Consider the following 16,561-nt stretch of genomic DNA (forward strand, 5'->3'; position numbering starts at 1 on the left):
GCGGGTGCGTTTACTTGGGCTTCACCAACAAGTAGTTTCCGCGAGCCGCGATGGCGATCAACTCGGCGCCGCGCGGCGCGAAACCGGTCTCGCACGTCACGTTCACTAGTTCACGACCAAACTTCGCCTTGCCGCCGGGGACCAGTTGCGACTGGGCGACGCCGGTTTCTCCGACCAGGTGCGACAGGTCGACGATCATCTCGCGACGATGTTGCTCTTCGGCCGCATCTTCGTCGGGCGGATGGAGCATCGTTTCTCGCAGATAGGGGACATGCGGCACGATATGCTTGGCGAACATCAGCGAAGCGAGGATCGCCCCCATCACGATAAAGATGTTGGCCAGCGAGTAAGGGACCTGCGCCAGTTGATAGTCGGTTTGCGGCCAGATGAATGTCTGACTGGCGAGCACGATTGAGGCCAGGATCATCGCGCCCCCCCCCAGCCCGAAAATGCCGAAGCCGGGCAAGACGAAGATCTCGATCGCGACGAAGCCGATCCCGCCGATAAACAGCAGCACCTCGAGCCAGCCGGCGGTGCCGCTTAAGAATTGGCTCCAAAAGTAGAAGCCAAAGCAGATCGCCGCCATAAAGCCGAAGATGCCGATGCCAGGCGCCTGCATTTCCATGATCAACGCCGAGATGCCAACGAACAGAAAGAACCACGCCAGCCCCGGATGCGCCAAAGCGTCGATCAGCTGATGCGCCCAAGTCCGTACCGGCTGCGAGATCTCGCCGCTGACGCCATACCGCCGGGCGACGTCGGTGGCGTCGGCCGCGATTGCATCGGCCAGCCGCAGATCAAACGCCTGACCGCCGGTCAGCTGGAGCGGCTGTCCCGGCGTCGTGATCACTTCGGTCTCTTCCCACATCTCGGGGGCGATCTGCTGCTTCAGTTCTTCCTGGCAAAAGAGGGCGGTCAGCCCGGATTGCTTGTGACGATAGTTGGCGACTTCCAGCTGCGGATCGACCATCGCCGCCCACGCCGACCAGCGGCGCTCTTTGTTCTCGCCGACCTGAATCAGAAAGTTGCGGACGTCGACCGTGCCTTGTTCGCTGTATTGATAGCCGCCGGGGCCGCCGAGCGTCGCGTCGGTCGCAACGACGATCTCGTCGCAGGCAAACGGAACAATCGCCGCATTGCTGGCTGCGACCCCTTTGACCAGGGCGACGGTGCGAACTTCGTCCGGCTGCTTCAGCAGGAAGTTCATCAGCGATTCGACCGCCACCGGATCGCCGCCGGGCGAGTCGATTTCGAGCAGGACGAGATTCACTTTGCTCGCGACTTCGCTCTGAATCATCCGCATCACTTGTTGCACTTGATTGTGCGTGATGGCGCCGCTTAGCTGAACCTGCGTCGCTTTCCAGTCCCGTTCGAGCGAATAGTCGAGCTGGAGATCAACGTCCGGCACTTCCAACTGTTGGGCAAGCTGCTGCTGCGACTCGGCCAGGTGGCTGATCAACTGATACTTCAGCCGAAGATCGCGACCGGTGAAGATCGCCAGTTCGCCGGCCGAGACGATTTTCTCCGACTTGGCGACTTCGCCTGCTTTCTTCATCGCTTCGTATTGTTCGCCGCTGACGAACTGGCGATCGTTGACGCGAAAAACTTGCGCTTGGCGATCGAGCATCGCCACGGCGATCGCTTGCGGCAGCGAGTTGCGGAAGCCGGCGATCTCTTCGTACGCCTTCAGCATGGTGCCGGAGATCGACTTCTCTTTGATCCCAGCGTCTCCCAACTGCGCATCGGGCGCCATGATGATCTGTTCGCAGGCCAGCGGCAGCAGTACCGCGTGGCCGGTGACCGACTCTGGCAGATAGGCGACCGTGCGGACGCGACTCATTTCGGTCGACGTTAAGAAGCGAGCCAGCGCCAGACAGCGTTCAAACTGGCTGTCATCCGCTGATTCGCCGCGCCCGGGGCGAAGCTCGAGCACCAAGACCGGGCGAGGCTCGACACTGGGAAGCGCCTGCAGGGCCCGCTCGATACTTTGCTGGATCGCCACATCGGACGAACCGGCGATCGGCAGCGAGATCCGTACGCGGGCCGCTTGCCGCTGGGCGTCTTCTTGCGCCGGCAGCCAGGTAGCGCCGCTGATCACGCCCAACAGCGCAAGCAAGATCGAGACGTGCCGGTAGCGTCCTGGGGAGACTGGTAGTTGCATCGCGAATCTTCGCAAAGTGGTGGTGCTCGTCGGTGGCCGTAAGAAGTTATCGAACGTATCTGGATAGGAATTCGTCGCTAATCTCTTCAGCTTACCGAGAATCCGACGCCCAAATTATAGAACGTCTCCAACATCCAGCCAACAAACGAGTTGCAATCGTTACGAGCTGCGAAAATAGGACAACCAGGGCAGGGGCGAAGTTCAAGCAATTCTCGCAGCGGAGAATCAGCCGTCCGCTAGTGCAGGTTCACTTCCAGGATCTGGAAATTGAGCCCCGGCATCGCCGCGCCCCCGTTGTGAAAGTGAACCCCTTGATAGCAGTAGCGGTTCATCGGGACGTGCGTATGGCCAAAATAGACCTCAGACAGGCCCGAATCGACCCCGTGCCCGACCGACTCAAGATACGACAAAATCCGCCGGGCGACGAGACGCTTGGGGTTGATCGCAAAGCTGACCGCTTTGTGCAGACGGGCTTTTACCGCCAGATCGTACAGCTGGTGATGGTAGGCGGGGCGGCGACGAGGCTGATGATGGGTCGCCCGAGCGGCAATCAGTCCGGCGGCGTCCATGTGACGATTGGCGACGTCGCCATGCAGCATCAACGTGTCGCCGATCCGCAAGTAAAAGGGCTCCCAGGCCAGATTGGAGAGGGAATCGGAGAGTTCATCGAGTCGCTCGACGAACAGCGGCAAACAGTCATGATTGCCGAGCAGATAATGAAACTGGCAATCGGGATGGGCTGTGATAAAGCGCTGCAGCCAATCGATCGCGGCGTCCACGGTCGCTTCGACCGATGGCAGCGTCGACCAGTCGAAATCGAAGATGTCTCCCCCCAGGATGAACGTCGATCCGGTTGCGGCTCGCTCGTTGAAAGCGGCCTCGTACTGGGCGGCGTTCGACCGGGCGGAAAAGAGATGCAAGTCGGAGACGAAGTAGTGCACGGCGGACTCGATCCTGACAACGGACGACGGCAAAGGGGACCGCAAACAGGCCCTATTCTTTATATACGTCGCTAGCGATCGAAAAAGCGAAAAATATCAGCGGGCGCCTGTATCGTAGCCGGCCGCAACGTCTGGGAAAAAGCCTAGCAGTCCGTTGATTTTCTCAACGGGCTGCTGGATCGCAGGGATGCGATCCCAAAATAGCGACGTAAGTCGTTATTTTGCGAGCCGCGGAGAGCTATGCTCTGAGCCTGGCGAGGTTGAAAAATGCCACGAGGGCATTTTTCAACAGGCAGCTAGCCAGCTAAGAGTGTAGAGCCGTCTTTCTGGAAACTGACGAAGAAGAAGCGGACCACGTCGGAACCGGCTTGCGAACTGTCTCCTTGCCAGAGCACGGTATACGATTTCCCGTCGAGCGAAAACTTGTAGACGATCGCCGCTTGCGGGCCTTCCTGCGGGATATCGCCAGCCAGGCGAATGCGGTGAACTTGCGCCCCGCCGGCAAAATGAGAAGTACGATTGGAAACGTCCATCAGGTTGGCCGAATCGACATTCCGCTTCGCTTCGGCGACCGAGATCTGCCCGGTTAGATTGTTCCAATCGTCGTTGGCCTGGTCGCGCACTTCGACCAGAAAGCGTCCGAACTCGGGATCCTCGCACAGCCAGATCGGGGCGCCGGCGTCTGGAACGCTCTCGGTGGGTGATCCGGGGAACTGAATCGACCAGCCGGCAGGGTCCTTGTACGGACTCCAGTCCAAGCGATCGGTCAGCGGCGGCGCGCCAGCGCCGCGGGCAGTCGATCCGACGGGGATCTCCAGCGAACTCGCCTCTTGCAGCGCGATCTTGGCGCCGATTCCCAAAACGACCGCCAATATCAGCAGCGAGCCGATCATCATCACCTGGCGACGAAACTTGCGTTTGGCGAGCGATTGCGCTGCGCGATCGGCCAGGGGGTCTTTCAGCGGAATCTCGGCGTCGTCGATCAAATTGCGCGACATGGCCGGTGCGCCTCGAAACGTTTTCGGGCCCGGCGTATCCGCCCCCGAAACGATCCGCGTCGGTTCGCCGCACTTTGGGCAGCGAACCTTCTTGTCGGCCAACCGTTCGGCGGCTTCAAAGGTGGCTCGGCAGTGCGAACAGGTCGCGACGATCGGCATCGTAGCGATCCTTTCGAGAAGAAGTAGGAGGAGCTGGAAAACGGATGGTCGACGTGACGGACATCCCCACGAAACGTTCCCCTTATTCTTTCGCCCCCAGACGCAGACCGCAATACGAAACCGCGGCGAACTGCTGGTCTAACTACCGACGAATTTGTCGCCGTCGATTGAAAACGACTCGAAAAACTGGTCGACTTCGTCGTGATAATGGTCTCCCGCCCACAGCACGACGAACATCCGTTGCCGTATGAAGATTAAAAGAACTCGCGTTTCGCCGGGCTGATCGCGGACGATATCGGTCGCCAGTTGATACTCGACGGCGTAGTTGCCGCCGATCTTGTGGCGGCGGATCGAGGCGATGTAGGGACTCGCATCGGCCAACTCCGGCAGGTCGAACGCGAGCCAATGTTCGCGAATTGGTTTGGCGCCCGACGGCGGCGAAGCGACCGGCGTGCGATTGGAATAGAAAATCTCGAACGTCTCCGCTTTGCCGACGAGATTGGCGCCGCGCACCGAGACGTCGCCGCGCTGCACTGGCGGCAGTTGCGCATAGGGCTGAGGAAAGCGGACCACGATCTTGCCGCTGGGGTCGAAGAATTGAACCGCACTGGTCGTGGGACGGAACGATTCGCTCGGCTGAAATTTGTTCGATCCGCCGCTCATTGCGACCGTCAGGCCAATCAATAGCAAGACCAGCGCCAGGCCTCCGCCGGCGGCGCCGATCAGCATCATCGTCTGCCGCTTGTCGCTGGTCGTCGGTTCAATCGTGGCGACCTCGGCCGATGGCTGTGGCTTGACTGGCCGCGGACCAGGATCTGCCGCCAATGAACCGGAGGAACGTCGCGGCGTTTCTTCAATGATCTCAACCTCGGTGATCACCTCTTCCGCCACATCGACGACCCCCGAGGGCGCATTGCCGACCGGAGCGTCATCGAGAAAGTCGTCATCCGACAACTCCTCAACCGCCTCGGCATCCTCCATGCGCTCGATGACCAGGTCGTCAAACCCAAGCTCGATCACTTCTTCTTCCGGTTGCGGCGGAGGTTCCGGCGCTGGGGGGGGAGGAGTCGGCCGCACCGGCGCTGGTGGCGCCGCGGCAGGACGCGCGGTTGGTTGGCTCGTCGCCGTAAAAGCCGGCGCCGTTTCGTACGGGCCATCGAGACACGAGTCATCCAAGTCGTCGTCGTCCATCGCCTCGTAGGGATTGGGCGCCGCAGGTGGCGCCGGCGATGCAGCGACCGCCGCAAGTTCGACCGCTTCGTGCCGCGCGGTCGCCAAGATAATCGGCGGCAGCGCTTCCCAAGCCGCTAGCTGCGCGGGATTCAAGACGATCGGCTGGTCCGGCGAAGGGGTCGCATGGGCTGGCTGGGCTTGCGGACGTGGCGCCGACGACGCGGGAGCGGCCGGTTTCGCGTCTGGCGCTTTCGCCGCCGCTGGCTTTGCCGCAGGCTTCTCGGCAGGCTTTGTCGGCGCCGGCGGAGATTGGGGCGCTGGAGATTCGGGCACCGGCGTCGGGGTCTCGCCAGCAATTTCTTTCCACGATCGCGTAGGGGTCGCCGACGGTGGTGGAGCTTGACGCTTGGGCTTGGATGGTGATTTTTGCTTGGGCGCTGCGGCCTTGGCGACCGGCAAGTCTTCCTGCGACGAATCGCTGACGCGACGTTGCTGTCGGGCCGCCTTCGCTTTCTTTTCGGCTTGGCTGACGACATCGCCGATCCGAAAGGGCTCTTTGCACTTGGGGCAGCGGACGTTCTTGCCTGCCAGATGATCTTGCGCGGCGAATTTCGCCTGGCAGTGCGGACAAGCGGCGATAAAACTCACTGGCGACTCAAGCGTGCGGGAGAGGGATCGGGCGAAGTCATTTCAACGTGAATAGATACGTCGATTTTGGTCCGTTGGGGGGGCGACTGCAAGCGCTATTGCGGCACTACCGCGGAAGTCGGACGCGGGCAATCCGTTCGCGCTGCATCTCGTCGAGCGAAAATGGGGTCGTCAGGATCGGATGATTTTGGTCAGCGCGAATTTGCAGCGCATAACCGTCTCCCTCGGGGGCGTTGATCGGCATCGAAAAACTGCCGTCGGGCCGCGTCCGGAAATAGTTCTCGATCGTCCGGGGACCAATCAAATCGATCGCGGCGCCGGCGATCGGCAGGCCGTCGCGGTTGACGACGATGCCGCGGATCACAAATTGATCGGGGCTGCGGAGATCGGCTTGCTGCATCGCCGCCACCAGGGCTCGCAGCTCGAGCGCGTCTTCGCAGCGAATGACGACCCGGTCATTGTCAAAGTCGACCTGCAGGGCCGCGCTGGGGCGAACGCTCGATTCCGCCTTTTGAAAGAGCCGGCGGACATCGACGTAGTTGGCGGTATACGCAGCGGTCGGCATGTCGGCGTCGGTGGCGATTTCGACTTCTCCGAGCAACTGCTGAGCTTGCGGCGAATCGACGCGGAGCCAGCCGACCTGGGCTCGGTCGCTATACCGCCAGTGGGTCCAGTAGGCCAATGGCAGCGAGAGGAGGGCGATGCCGATCAATAGCGCCCGCAGCGAGATGCGGGGGTTTCGCCGCAACTTGGGCAGATAGAGCGTCGCGGCGCCGGCGGCGGCTCCGAGCAGCAAGATAAAGAGGACTTGGTAGGCCATGGCGGCGATTATGGTAGCGATTGGCGTGCGTTTGGCCTGCGATCCTGGCAAGGCGACTTCTATTTAACAGTAGCGCAGTAGGGAAGCGAGGGCAAACTGCCGCTGGCGCCGCTATCAGCCGATTTTTCGGCAATACCCGAACGATTTCGACCCGTATCGCGTATTATAGGGGAGCTGGGAGCAAGCCCTTTCTAGGATCGGTTCAGGACGTACCGCTGCGCCAGGACGCGCAACCGACCATTCGTGACTAACGCCGAGAACGACGGCAGCCGTCACCAACTGAGCGAGAGGTTCAGATGGTGAGGGTTATGCCGAAGAAAACTCGCTCGGTTTCTTGTCGGTTTTTTTGACCAGGGCTAAATCGTGACCTAAGCTTTCGCGGGTCGAGACTCAGGGCCCACATTCTTAGGTCGGTTAACGTCGCTTCGGCGGCTGTTTCCCTTGTTCGCCTCGCCGGGCGACAGGCCCCCCCAAAAAACGACGGATTCTCGAATGTTGCGATGGACTACGCCAAGAACGGCTCGCGGTATTGCCGCCCCCTTCTTGTTTACTTTGATTTTCGTTTCGCTGGCTGCCCCGCAGTTGGCGCTGGCCCAAGTCAAGATCCCGGACGAAGCGGTCCTGGACCAGGGTGAGATCGCCCAGTTGATCGCCGATGGCGAACTGCTGGAAAAAGAAGGACGCTGGGGCGAGGCCCTGACGCACTTCGAAGACGCCCTGCGAGCCTTTCCTGACGTCGCTCCGCTGAAAGAGAAGGTCGACACCGTTCGTCGTCGCTACGACGTTTCGCGTCGTTACGCCGATCGCAGCTTTGTCGGGGGCATGCGTAACTTGACGGCCGAACAGTCGGTCGCCTTGTACGACGATCTGCTCGCGAAGATTCAATCGAATTACGTCGACTCGCCCCGCTGGTCCGATCTGGCCTATCGCGGGATGTTGCAGTTGGACGCCGCCCTGTTTGATCGCACCTTCCGTCAGGTCAACATGCAGGGAATGAGCGAAGAGCAAATCACCGAGCTGCGTCGTCAATTGTGGCAATCGGCCCAGTTTGATCGGATTCAAAACCGTTTCGACGCTCGGGCGCTCGCCCTGCAAGCCGGCCAGATCGCGCAGGCCGCCGCGGGTATGCCGCAGACCGCCGTCGTGTTGGAATTCATCAGCGGCGCCGCCGGTTCGCTCGACAACTACTCCAGCTTTCTGACGCCGGATCAGTTGAATGAAGTTTACTCGCAGATCGAAGGTAACTTCGTCGGCGTCGGCATCGAACTGAAGACGCAAGACGAAGCGCTGCTGATTGTTCGTTCGATCCCCGGCAGCCCCGCCGACAAAGCGGGCATTCGCGACGGCGAACGCATCATCGCTTTGGAAGGCCGGACCGTCAGTCAGTTGGGTGGCGAAAAAGCGGCCGACATGTTGAAGGGCCCGATCGGCAGTTCGATCACCGTGACCATCGCCGACGCTCAACAGAACGCTCGCGACATCGTCGTCACGCGTGATCGCATTGAAGTGCCGAGCGTCGACGTCGTCAAAATGCTCGATCCCGCTTCCGGCGTCGCCTACCTGCGTATCGCCAGCTTCCAGAAGACGACCACCCGCGACCTGACCGCCGCCTTGTGGAACATGCACCGTCAAGGGATGCAGGCCTTGGTGATCGACCTCCGCGGCAACCCGGGCGGTTTGCTGACCGCTTCAGTCGAAATCGCCGACTTGTTCCTTGATCGCGGCACGATCGTTTCGACCCGCGGCCGCAGCGCTGGCGAAGACTTCGACTACACCGCGCATCAGGCCGGCACCTGGCGGATGCCGCTGGTCGTGCTGATCGATGAGAACTCGGCCAGCGCCAGCGAGATCTTCGCCGGTGCGATGCATGACAACGGTCGCGGCACGATCGTCGGTACGCGGAGCTACGGCAAAGGCTCGGTTCAGGGGATCTTCCCGCTGGGCGTCGCCAAAGCTGGTCTACGTCTGACCACCGCCAAGTTTTACTCTCCCAGCGGTCAAGCGATCAGCAATCGCGGCGTGACGCCGGACGTGGTTGTCCGCAACGTCGCCAAACCGCTGGAAGGGGGCGCGATTCTGGAAAGCAAGACTGATGCCGCCCTGGACGCCGGTTTGCACGCGGCTCTGACGCAGCTGCAACCGGCCCAGATCTCGAATCGAGCGATTGGCCAAAGATAGCCCATTCGAGGGAATAGGGTTGGCGTCGGTCCCCCTAGCTTAGTAAATTGCGAAACAGTCCGCATTCTTCCCAATGCGGACTGTTTTCCTGTTTACCCCCAATGTTGCTTTGACATTCGAGCGTTTAGGCCAGCTGATCGCCCGTCGCTGGATGCTGATCATTCCTCTCTGGATCATCCTGGCGGTGTGCGCGGTGCTTTCGCCGCCCCACTGGGACGATGTGACGCTCGACGGCGATCTGGCCTATCTACCGGCCACCTCGCCGATGCTGATCGCCGAGCGAGAGATCACCGCCGCGTTCCCCGATCGGAAGGCGAAGAGCCAGATTGTGATCATCGCTTCGCGCCGCGACGAAGAGCCGCTGACCGACGACGAGTGGAAGACGATCGATCGTCTGGCGTCTCCCTTTCAAAACGCCCAAGGGATCGAATGGCTGCGGCAGGCCGAAGCGGCGGAAGGAGCGTCGCAAGAGGCGCTCTTCAAACGGGCCGAAGCGACTTTGACCGAAGCGGAACTGCTGGACTACGACGCCGCCGAGCCAGTCTGGAACCTGGCGGCGCTCGCCAAGGCGGAAGATCGCGGCGAGATTGAAGTCGAGCGGCTGAAGGCCCAAGCGATCGCGCTCGACCCCAGCTTGGAACAAGCGACGAGCCCAACCTTGCCGGCCGATGCGCCCGACTGGAAGTTGTTTGACGTCTGGACGCGGCATACGCCGGTGGTTGGCAAGATGTTGGTTGACCCCGACAAGCGGGCCGGCTTGATTATCCTTCATCTGACCAACGAACTGGCGGCGACCGACAACATCCGGATCGTCAGTCAGATCGAAACGTTGGTCGACAAGTGGCGAGAAGAGATCCACGACTCCGGCGACGATCAACTGCAGATCGGCATTACCGGCAGCGCGGCGATCGGCGGCGATATGCTGTTGGCGGCTAAAGAGAGCATCGCCAGCACCGAGTTCTACACGATCGCCCTGGTGATCGTTATTCTGCTGGTCGTCTATCGGGCGCCGCTATTGGCGATGGCGCCGCTACTGGCGATTGCGATTTCGTTTTGCGTCGCCACCTGGTTGGTCGCTTCGCTGACGCTGGTCGATCAGATCCCCGGTTTCGGCTGGTGGAACTTCGAGGTCTTCAAGACTTCCAAGATCTTTGTTGTGGTGATCCTGTTTGGCGCCGGAACCGACTTCTGCCTCTTTCTGATTTCGCGCTACAAAGAAGAGTTGGCGGACTGTGGCGATCCCGGCGAAGCGGTCGCCAAAGCGCTCGGCGGAACGGCGTCGGCGATCTGCGGTAGTGCGCTCACCACGATCGTCGGCTTGGGAATGATGTTCTTCGCCGAGTTCGGCAAGTTTCGAAATAGCGGACCGGCGATCGCGCTCTGCTTGTTGGTCACGTTGGCGGTTTGTCTGACGTTTGCGCCGGCGCTGCTGCGGATGCTGGGGCGAAAAACCTTTTGGCCGATGTCGGTCGATTCTTTAACGCAGCGCACCAATGACGGCCGCGGCAACTTTTGGGAGTTGATCGCCGCGCTCGTCAGCAAGCGGCCGGCGCTGCTGTTGGCGCTGACGGTCTCGCTGCTGCTCGTCCCCGCCTGGCGTCCGATCTGGCTGCGCGTGACGACCGGTTACGCGGTTGACGTCTCGTATGACCTGCTCAACGATCTGCCGAGCGACCGCCCGGCGAAACAGGGCGCCAATCAGCTGGCCAAGTACTTTCCGCTGGGGCAAGCCAATCCGGTCGCGGTGATGGTGCGGACCAACGCCGGCGACTTTGAGTCGAAGGAAGGGGGCGCCGCGATCGCGCAGCTGACCAAGGTGTTGTTCAACGCCGATCCGCACGTCGCGCGGGTCTACAGCAGCGAAAATCCGCTGGGACATCGCCCTGGCCGGATCTCACTGTTGACCTCGGAAGTCTTCCTCAAGAACCATATTCGGACCCGCGAGCAGTTTCTGCCGCAGACGCCGGAGATGAAAGGGAAAGCGGCACTCTTTCGCGTTGTGGTCGACGAGAACCCGTTTTCGCTTGATGCGATTGCGGCGGTACAGCACATTGAGGAGGCGCTCGAAGCATATCGGGCCAACGCCTCTGGCAATTTAACCGACCTGCAAATCTACGTCTCGGGCGCTACGGCCGGCGTGCGTGATCTGCGGAGCGTCACCAAGAGCGATACGCAGCGGATTGAAGTGCTGGTGGTGCTGGGCGTCGCCGCCGTCTTGTTGATCATCCTGCGGCGACCGGTCGTCTGTGCGTACATGATCGCGTCGGTCTTGCTCAGCTACTACGCGACGCTCGGAATGACCGAGTGGTTCTTCGCCGCGATGTTCCCCGACAGCTATCAAGGACTCGATTGGAAGGCGCCGCTATTCTTGTTTGTGATCCTGATCGCCGTCGGGCAGGACTACAACATTTACCTGGCGACCCGCGTCTTTGAAGAACAACGCAAGCATGGCGCCATCGCCGGCATGCGAGTCGCCATTCGACATACCGGCGGCATAATCTCGAGCTGCGGCGTGATCATGGCCGGCACCTTCGTCGCGATGTGCTTTGGCCAACTGCTGGCGATCGTCGAGATCGGCTTCTCGCTGACGGTCGGCATCTTGGTCGATACGTTCATCGTGCGCACCGTCATGATGCCCTGCTTTTTGACCCTCTGGACCCGGCGCAGCGATCCGCCGCCGTCGTAGCAAGCCTCAAGTTGCCCGCGGTGGGAGTCGAAGGAGCGTGTTGCGCCACGAGAAGCGATCAGCGCCAGATTGGGGCAGGAAATCCGGAGCTTGCTTCATCATGGCCACAAACGACGCTCCCCCCGACTCGCAACGCTTACAGGGTAGGGCAGGCCGTGCCTGCCGAATGCCAACGCTCGCAAGGAAAGCGGCGGTTCGCCCAACGCCACTTACATCGTAACCGGCCGAATGCCAAAGTCGCGGCGAAGATTCAAGACGCCGTAGCCGGGAATCGTCAGGCTGATCGGGGAGCCGGGGTTCAAGACGACGCCGTGCCCTGCAGGAACTTGCTCCAGCACCTGCGATCCCTGCAAAGGGAGCAACAGCGGCGCTTGTTCGCGATAGCGCAGCGCATGGTCACTGGAGGAAAACACGGCGATCATCCGCCCTTGTTCCGGATCGTGAAGCGCCAGCGGAAAGACCGGCGAGTCTTTTGCTTGCGGCTGAGCGGCGATCTCGTAGACCTCGCTATGTACGAAGATCTTAAACAGCTCACGCTGGTCTAGGCGGCCGCTCTCGGCTGCGGCTAAGGCTCGTTCCAGGTCATTGGTCGGGGAAGACGTCAGGTCCATTTCCGGAGGGTTGGTCGGGACATGCGGGGACTGGTCGTGCTGTTCATCAAAGCGGTTCGACATCTTCCGTTTATCTCCGCGGCGGTGGAGGAAAGCCGCCGGGACCACGGCCGGGACCGCGACCACGCGGGCCGTTCTCACCAGGACCACTTCCGCCGGGACCGCGGCGAAAATCGTCGGAGGGCGTACCGCGATAGGCCCGCGGAATGACCGGCCAGTGCTGCGTCAGGAAATAGGCGTAGGTCCCTTCGGGAAACTCTGGCGTGACGCAAAAGCGGCCGTTGCACTCGTCCAGGTCTCCCTTGCCGGAGACGAACTCGTAGTCGGCGACGAACGTGCCGTCGTACGTTCCACCAGGATCTTGATTGCCGTTGGGTCGCCTACCTTTTTTCAGTTGGTAGCTCGAGTCGAGCTCGACGATCTCACTGCCGGCGTCTTGCGGATCTTGGTAGCCGTACATCGCATAGATTGGAAATCCATCCGCCGCCCAGCCGATCAGCGGCGAGTGACTGTTGCGGTTGACGTTCAGCTCTTTCAGGAAGCCGCTCGGCAGGCCGTGATAGTGATAGGCGCCATTGGGTTGAACATGGGCGTAGTTGCCGTCGATGCCTAGCGGCACAGCGCCCGAGAGCGGTTCGTATTGCCAACCGCCGCGACGGTCTCCCTTGTACCATTCGGCGGCGCCCGGATCGAAGGGAACGCCGTTCAGGCCAAGGCCAAAGTTCTGCAATCCCAGCGGCGTGATGCGGGGCGCCGGTTGCGGCTTAGCCGGAATGCGAAAGACATAATGCTGCTGGACTAGTGCGTTGGGATTGCCGCGGTTGGGGAACTGGCCGACCTTGTGCTCTGGAATGCCGTTGGAGGTGATCACGCGGTCATTGCCGACCACTTCGATCTGCACCCGATTACGTTCTCGCGGCTGTTGATTGGCCGGAACCAAATCCAACTTGCCTGACTGATTGGTCAACATCCGGCGCATCGGCGGCCCAAACTGGGCGACCGCCAAGCCGGCGACCAACAGCAGGGAGCAGAGGGGCAAGATTGTCAGAAAGCGTTTTCTAAGCATCGGAACACTGGGGGCAAAAACAGAGTCGGCAGCCCGCTACTGTTTTTGCAGTATATCGTCCAGGTAACGATCGAGCGACAGAAAAGCTGCCTGAAATCGGCGATTTTTTTGCATGTTGCGGCGAGCAATCCCAGAATAGGCCTGTTTTTTGGAGCCAACAGCAAAGAGCGACGGCGCGATTCACTTTCGATAACGGCGTCGAGCTGCGCGCCCGTGGCTATTGGGAGTTTTACGCTCGGCGGTACGGGATCCAGCGTACGACGGCGAGCTACGAAGACCATCCAATGGTGGGGCAGAAAATCGTCGATAATCATTGCGCGTTCCCTCGAAGCATTTAAGCCTGGTTTGAAAACGCCCGGAAGCTGATGCCTTTCCTAACAGTCCGTTGATTTTCTCAACGGACTGCTAGTTGTCACTCGACTGGGGATCCCAGCGCTACGGCTTCGTCGGCAGTTGATTCAGATACTGCTCCAGCGTCATCTCGACTGGCTTCTCGGGATGGTCGCGCTGTCGAATAAGAAACGACTCGGCCGCTGCTGGATCGCGCTCGATCAAGTTACTGGCTCGCTCAGCAAGCTCGTTCGCCGTGAGCAGGGAAGGGTCGTCCAGCGGTACTAGCAGCAACCGATGTTCGACGCAGATCAGTTCGTATTGCGGCGGCTCGCCTGGCAGGCGAATCGCAAAGATGTCGCTTTGCTTCGCGCTGGGGTCGAGCGACTCTTTGAAGATCGAGCTGATTCCCTCCGGCGTGTAGAACTGGCGTCGACTAAGAATCGTTTTCCAAGTTTCCTCCGGCGTAGCATCGGCAAACGGAGAGCCCTCATCTTCGTGCTGGCCTCGAACCGCCAGGCTGATTTGATAAAGGCGGCCGATATTGGCGCTGATTCTCGTCGCACGTCGCACTTGCAGAAAAATCTGGACGAAAAGAATCAGTCCGACGATGACGGCGGTAGTGCAGACGATTCGAATTCCCCAGCGCACGCCAAACAAGATTTTTCGATTGTCCCTACCAGGCATTCACTTTTCCCCCGGCGGAAGTTGTTTTGCTGGCGGCGACGAGTCGGTCACTCGAATGGTTCCTCGGAAGAAAGGATAGCTAGGGTACCAACACCCGGCAAAGCGATTTGTCATCCAACGGTACATCCGGGGATGGTGGCAGTCGGACGGGGCAAAGTGCCGGCGATCAGGCTCCGCCAAACCGTACACCCGTAACTCTTCGTCGATCGGGATGCCGAATAGCCGAACCTGCAGAATATCGAGTGAACGCGAACAATCGGGGCAACTCTCTACCCACCAGCACGAATTGACGGCGGTCATCCAGAACGCGCCCAGACACACGATCGCAATCGTCGGAACGAGGAAAAGAGATTTCCAGCGGAGCATTTCTCGTAATTTTTCGGCAAAGAGAGAGACCAGGATTGCGAACTTGCGCTGCAATCACATTACCTTTTTCTGCAGTCGCCAGCCACAATTTGGCGCTGCGTCCAGATGACCTCCCGATCCTCAAGTGGTACAAAGAACAGTAGCCCAGCGGACGCCAGGCTGCGACCGGCGGAAGTCGCACGGAACTGGGTTCTTTTTCAGGCAAAGGGGAAATTGACGTGACGCCAAAAGAAGTACTCGCGCTCTGTCGCGAGAAGGATGTGAAAGCGGTCGATTTCCGCTTTATGGACTTCCCCGGACTCTGGCAGCATACGACCATTCCGGTCGGCAAACTGACCGAAGACATCTTTGAAGATGGGCTCGGTTTCGACGGCTCCAGCATTCGCGGCTGGCAGGCGATCAACGAGAGCGACATGTTGATCGTGCCGCAGGCCGACACCGCGTTCATCGACCCGTTTTGCATGTTGCCGACGCTGGTTTTGATCTGCAACATTCAAGATCCGATCACCCGCGAAGATTACTCGCGCGACCCGCGAAACGTCGCCCGCAAGTCGGTCAACTATCTCCGTTCGACCGGCATCGCCGACAAGGCGTTCTTTGGCCCCGAGGCCGAGTTCTTCGTCTTTGACGACGTCCGCTTTGATCAAAACGCCCACCAAGGTTTTTACTTCCTCGATAGCGTCGAAGGAGAGTGGAACCGCGGCCGTGACGAAGGCCCCAACCTTGGCTACAAGCTGCGGCACAAAGAAGGCTACTTCCCGGTCCCACCGTCGGACCAGATGATGGACATCCGCAACGAGATGATGCAGACGATGATCGAGTGCGGACTCGACGTCGAATGCCAACATCACGAAGTCGCCACCGGCGGCCAATGCGAGATTGACTTGAAGTTTCAAGAGATGGTCAAAATGGCGGACCAGATGTTGATCTACAAGTACATCGTCAAGAACGTCGCCAAGAAGTATGGCAAGACCGCGACCTTTATGCCGAAGCCGATGTTCGGCGACAACGGCAGCGGCATGCATACGCACCTGTCGTTCTGGAAAGACGACACGCTGATGGCCGGCAGCGGTTACGCCGGGCTCAGCGAAACGGCCCTCTACATGATCGGCGGCATCTTGCGGCATGCCCCGGCGCTGTTGGCCTTCACCAACCCGACCACCAACAGCTACAAGCGCTTGGTGCCTGGTTATGAAGCGCCAGTCAACCTGGCCTACTCGCAGCGGAATCGTTCGGCGTCGTGCCGCATTCCGATGTACAGTCCCAGCCCGAAGGCGAAGCGCATCGAGTTCCGCTGCCCCGATCCCAGCTGCAATCCGTATCTCGCCTTCGCCGCGCTCACGATGGCGGCGATCGACGGCATTCAGAACAAGATCGATCCCGGCGATCCGCTCGACAAAGACATCTACGACCTGCCGCCTGAAGAAATGGCCGCTGTGCCGAAGACGCCTGGCAGTTTGGAAGACGCCCTGGTGGCGCTGGCCGACGATCACGACTTCCTGCTGAAGGGAGACGTCTTTACGCAGGATGTGGTCGATACCTGGATCGCGTACAAGAAGAAGAACGAATCGGACGCAATCCGCCTGCGACCGCACCCGTACGAGTTCTGCATGTACTACGACATCTAAAAGCGGAAAGCGAAACATCGTAACCAGAGGCGCAAGCCGAGGGAATGCGTTCGCAAACATCAAAGGCACGCCGGTCCAACCGATCGGCGTGCTTTTTTTGCGCCACCAA

The 16,561-nt window shown here is 60.3% G+C and carries 12 protein-coding genes; 3 read left to right on the forward strand and 9 right to left on the reverse strand.

Features of this window, described 5'->3' with window-relative positions; genetic code table 11:
* Positions 1 to 10: 10 nt before the first annotated feature.
* The 5 genes from Enr8_RS01795 to Enr8_RS01815 all read right to left on the reverse strand — a co-directional run bounded on the left by Enr8_RS01795 (position 11) and on the right by Enr8_RS01815 (position 6,900).
* Complete coding sequence (locus tag Enr8_RS01795) at positions 11 to 2,161, reverse strand: hypothetical protein (protein WP_146428905.1); 2,151 nt, start codon at positions 2,159 to 2,161, stop codon at positions 11 to 13.
* 236 nt (positions 2,162 to 2,397) lie between these two features.
* On the reverse strand, positions 2,398 to 3,102 hold the full coding sequence (locus Enr8_RS01800; protein WP_186767377.1) for a metallophosphoesterase: 705 nt from the start codon (positions 3,100 to 3,102) through the stop codon (positions 2,398 to 2,400).
* A 296-nt stretch (positions 3,103 to 3,398) separates the two neighbouring features.
* Positions 3,399 to 4,259 carry a zinc ribbon domain-containing protein gene (locus Enr8_RS01805; protein WP_146428907.1) on the reverse strand — a complete coding sequence of 287 codons (861 nt, stop codon included), beginning with the start codon at positions 4,257 to 4,259 and terminating at the stop codon, positions 3,399 to 3,401.
* Between the two features lie 138 nt (positions 4,260 to 4,397).
* Positions 4,398 to 6,080: an MJ0042-type zinc finger domain-containing protein gene (locus tag Enr8_RS01810; protein WP_146428908.1), complete on the reverse strand. Its 1,683-nt coding sequence runs from the start codon at positions 6,078 to 6,080 to the stop codon at positions 4,398 to 4,400.
* A gap of 106 nt (positions 6,081 to 6,186) precedes the next feature.
* Positions 6,187 to 6,900, reverse strand: coding sequence for a carboxypeptidase-like regulatory domain-containing protein (locus Enr8_RS01815; protein ID WP_146428909.1), 714 nt, complete (start codon positions 6,898 to 6,900; stop codon positions 6,187 to 6,189).
* A gap of 492 nt (positions 6,901 to 7,392) precedes the next feature.
* On the opposite strand from Enr8_RS01815, the gene Enr8_RS01820 reads away from it, so the two are divergent.
* Positions 7,393 to 9,078, forward strand: coding sequence for a S41 family peptidase (locus Enr8_RS01820; RefSeq protein ID WP_146428910.1), 1,686 nt, complete (start codon positions 7,393 to 7,395; stop codon positions 9,076 to 9,078).
* A 73-nt stretch (positions 9,079 to 9,151) separates the two neighbouring features.
* Positions 9,152 to 11,764, forward strand: a complete 2,613-nt coding sequence (locus tag Enr8_RS01825; RefSeq protein WP_146428911.1) for an MMPL family transporter — start codon at positions 9,152 to 9,154, stop codon at positions 11,762 to 11,764.
* Between the two features lie 209 nt (positions 11,765 to 11,973).
* Here Enr8_RS01825 and Enr8_RS01830 read toward each other — a convergent pair whose 3' ends face one another.
* From Enr8_RS01830 to Enr8_RS01840, 4 genes are all read right to left on the reverse strand, one after another.
* Positions 11,974 to 12,438 carry an SseB family protein gene (locus tag Enr8_RS01830; RefSeq protein ID WP_146428912.1) on the reverse strand — a complete coding sequence of 155 codons (465 nt, stop codon included), beginning with the start codon at positions 12,436 to 12,438 and terminating at the stop codon, positions 11,974 to 11,976.
* A 7-nt stretch (positions 12,439 to 12,445) separates the two neighbouring features.
* On the reverse strand, positions 12,446 to 13,441 hold the full coding sequence (locus Enr8_RS01835; RefSeq protein ID WP_146428913.1) for a YHYH protein: 996 nt from the start codon (positions 13,439 to 13,441) through the stop codon (positions 12,446 to 12,448).
* Positions 13,420 to 13,755: a hypothetical protein gene (locus Enr8_RS25190; protein ID WP_186767378.1), complete on the reverse strand. Its 336-nt coding sequence runs from the start codon at positions 13,753 to 13,755 to the stop codon at positions 13,420 to 13,422. The genes Enr8_RS01835 and Enr8_RS25190 overlap by 22 nt, the downstream gene beginning before the upstream one ends.
* Positions 13,756 to 13,876: 121 nt before the next feature.
* Entirely contained in the window at positions 13,877 to 14,458 is a 582-nt protein-coding gene (locus Enr8_RS01840; protein ID WP_146428914.1) for a hypothetical protein, read from the reverse strand.
* 584 nt (positions 14,459 to 15,042) lie between these two features.
* Between Enr8_RS01840 and glnA the strand changes: the two genes are divergently transcribed.
* Positions 15,043 to 16,452: a type I glutamate--ammonia ligase gene (gene glnA, locus Enr8_RS01845; protein WP_146428915.1), complete on the forward strand. Its 1,410-nt coding sequence runs from the start codon at positions 15,043 to 15,045 to the stop codon at positions 16,450 to 16,452.
* Positions 16,453 to 16,561: the final 109 nt, after the last annotated feature.

Origin of the sequence: Blastopirellula retiformator, assembly GCF_007859755.1 — a bacterium.
Classification (GTDB): domain Bacteria; phylum Planctomycetota; class Planctomycetia; order Pirellulales; family Pirellulaceae; genus Blastopirellula; species Blastopirellula retiformator.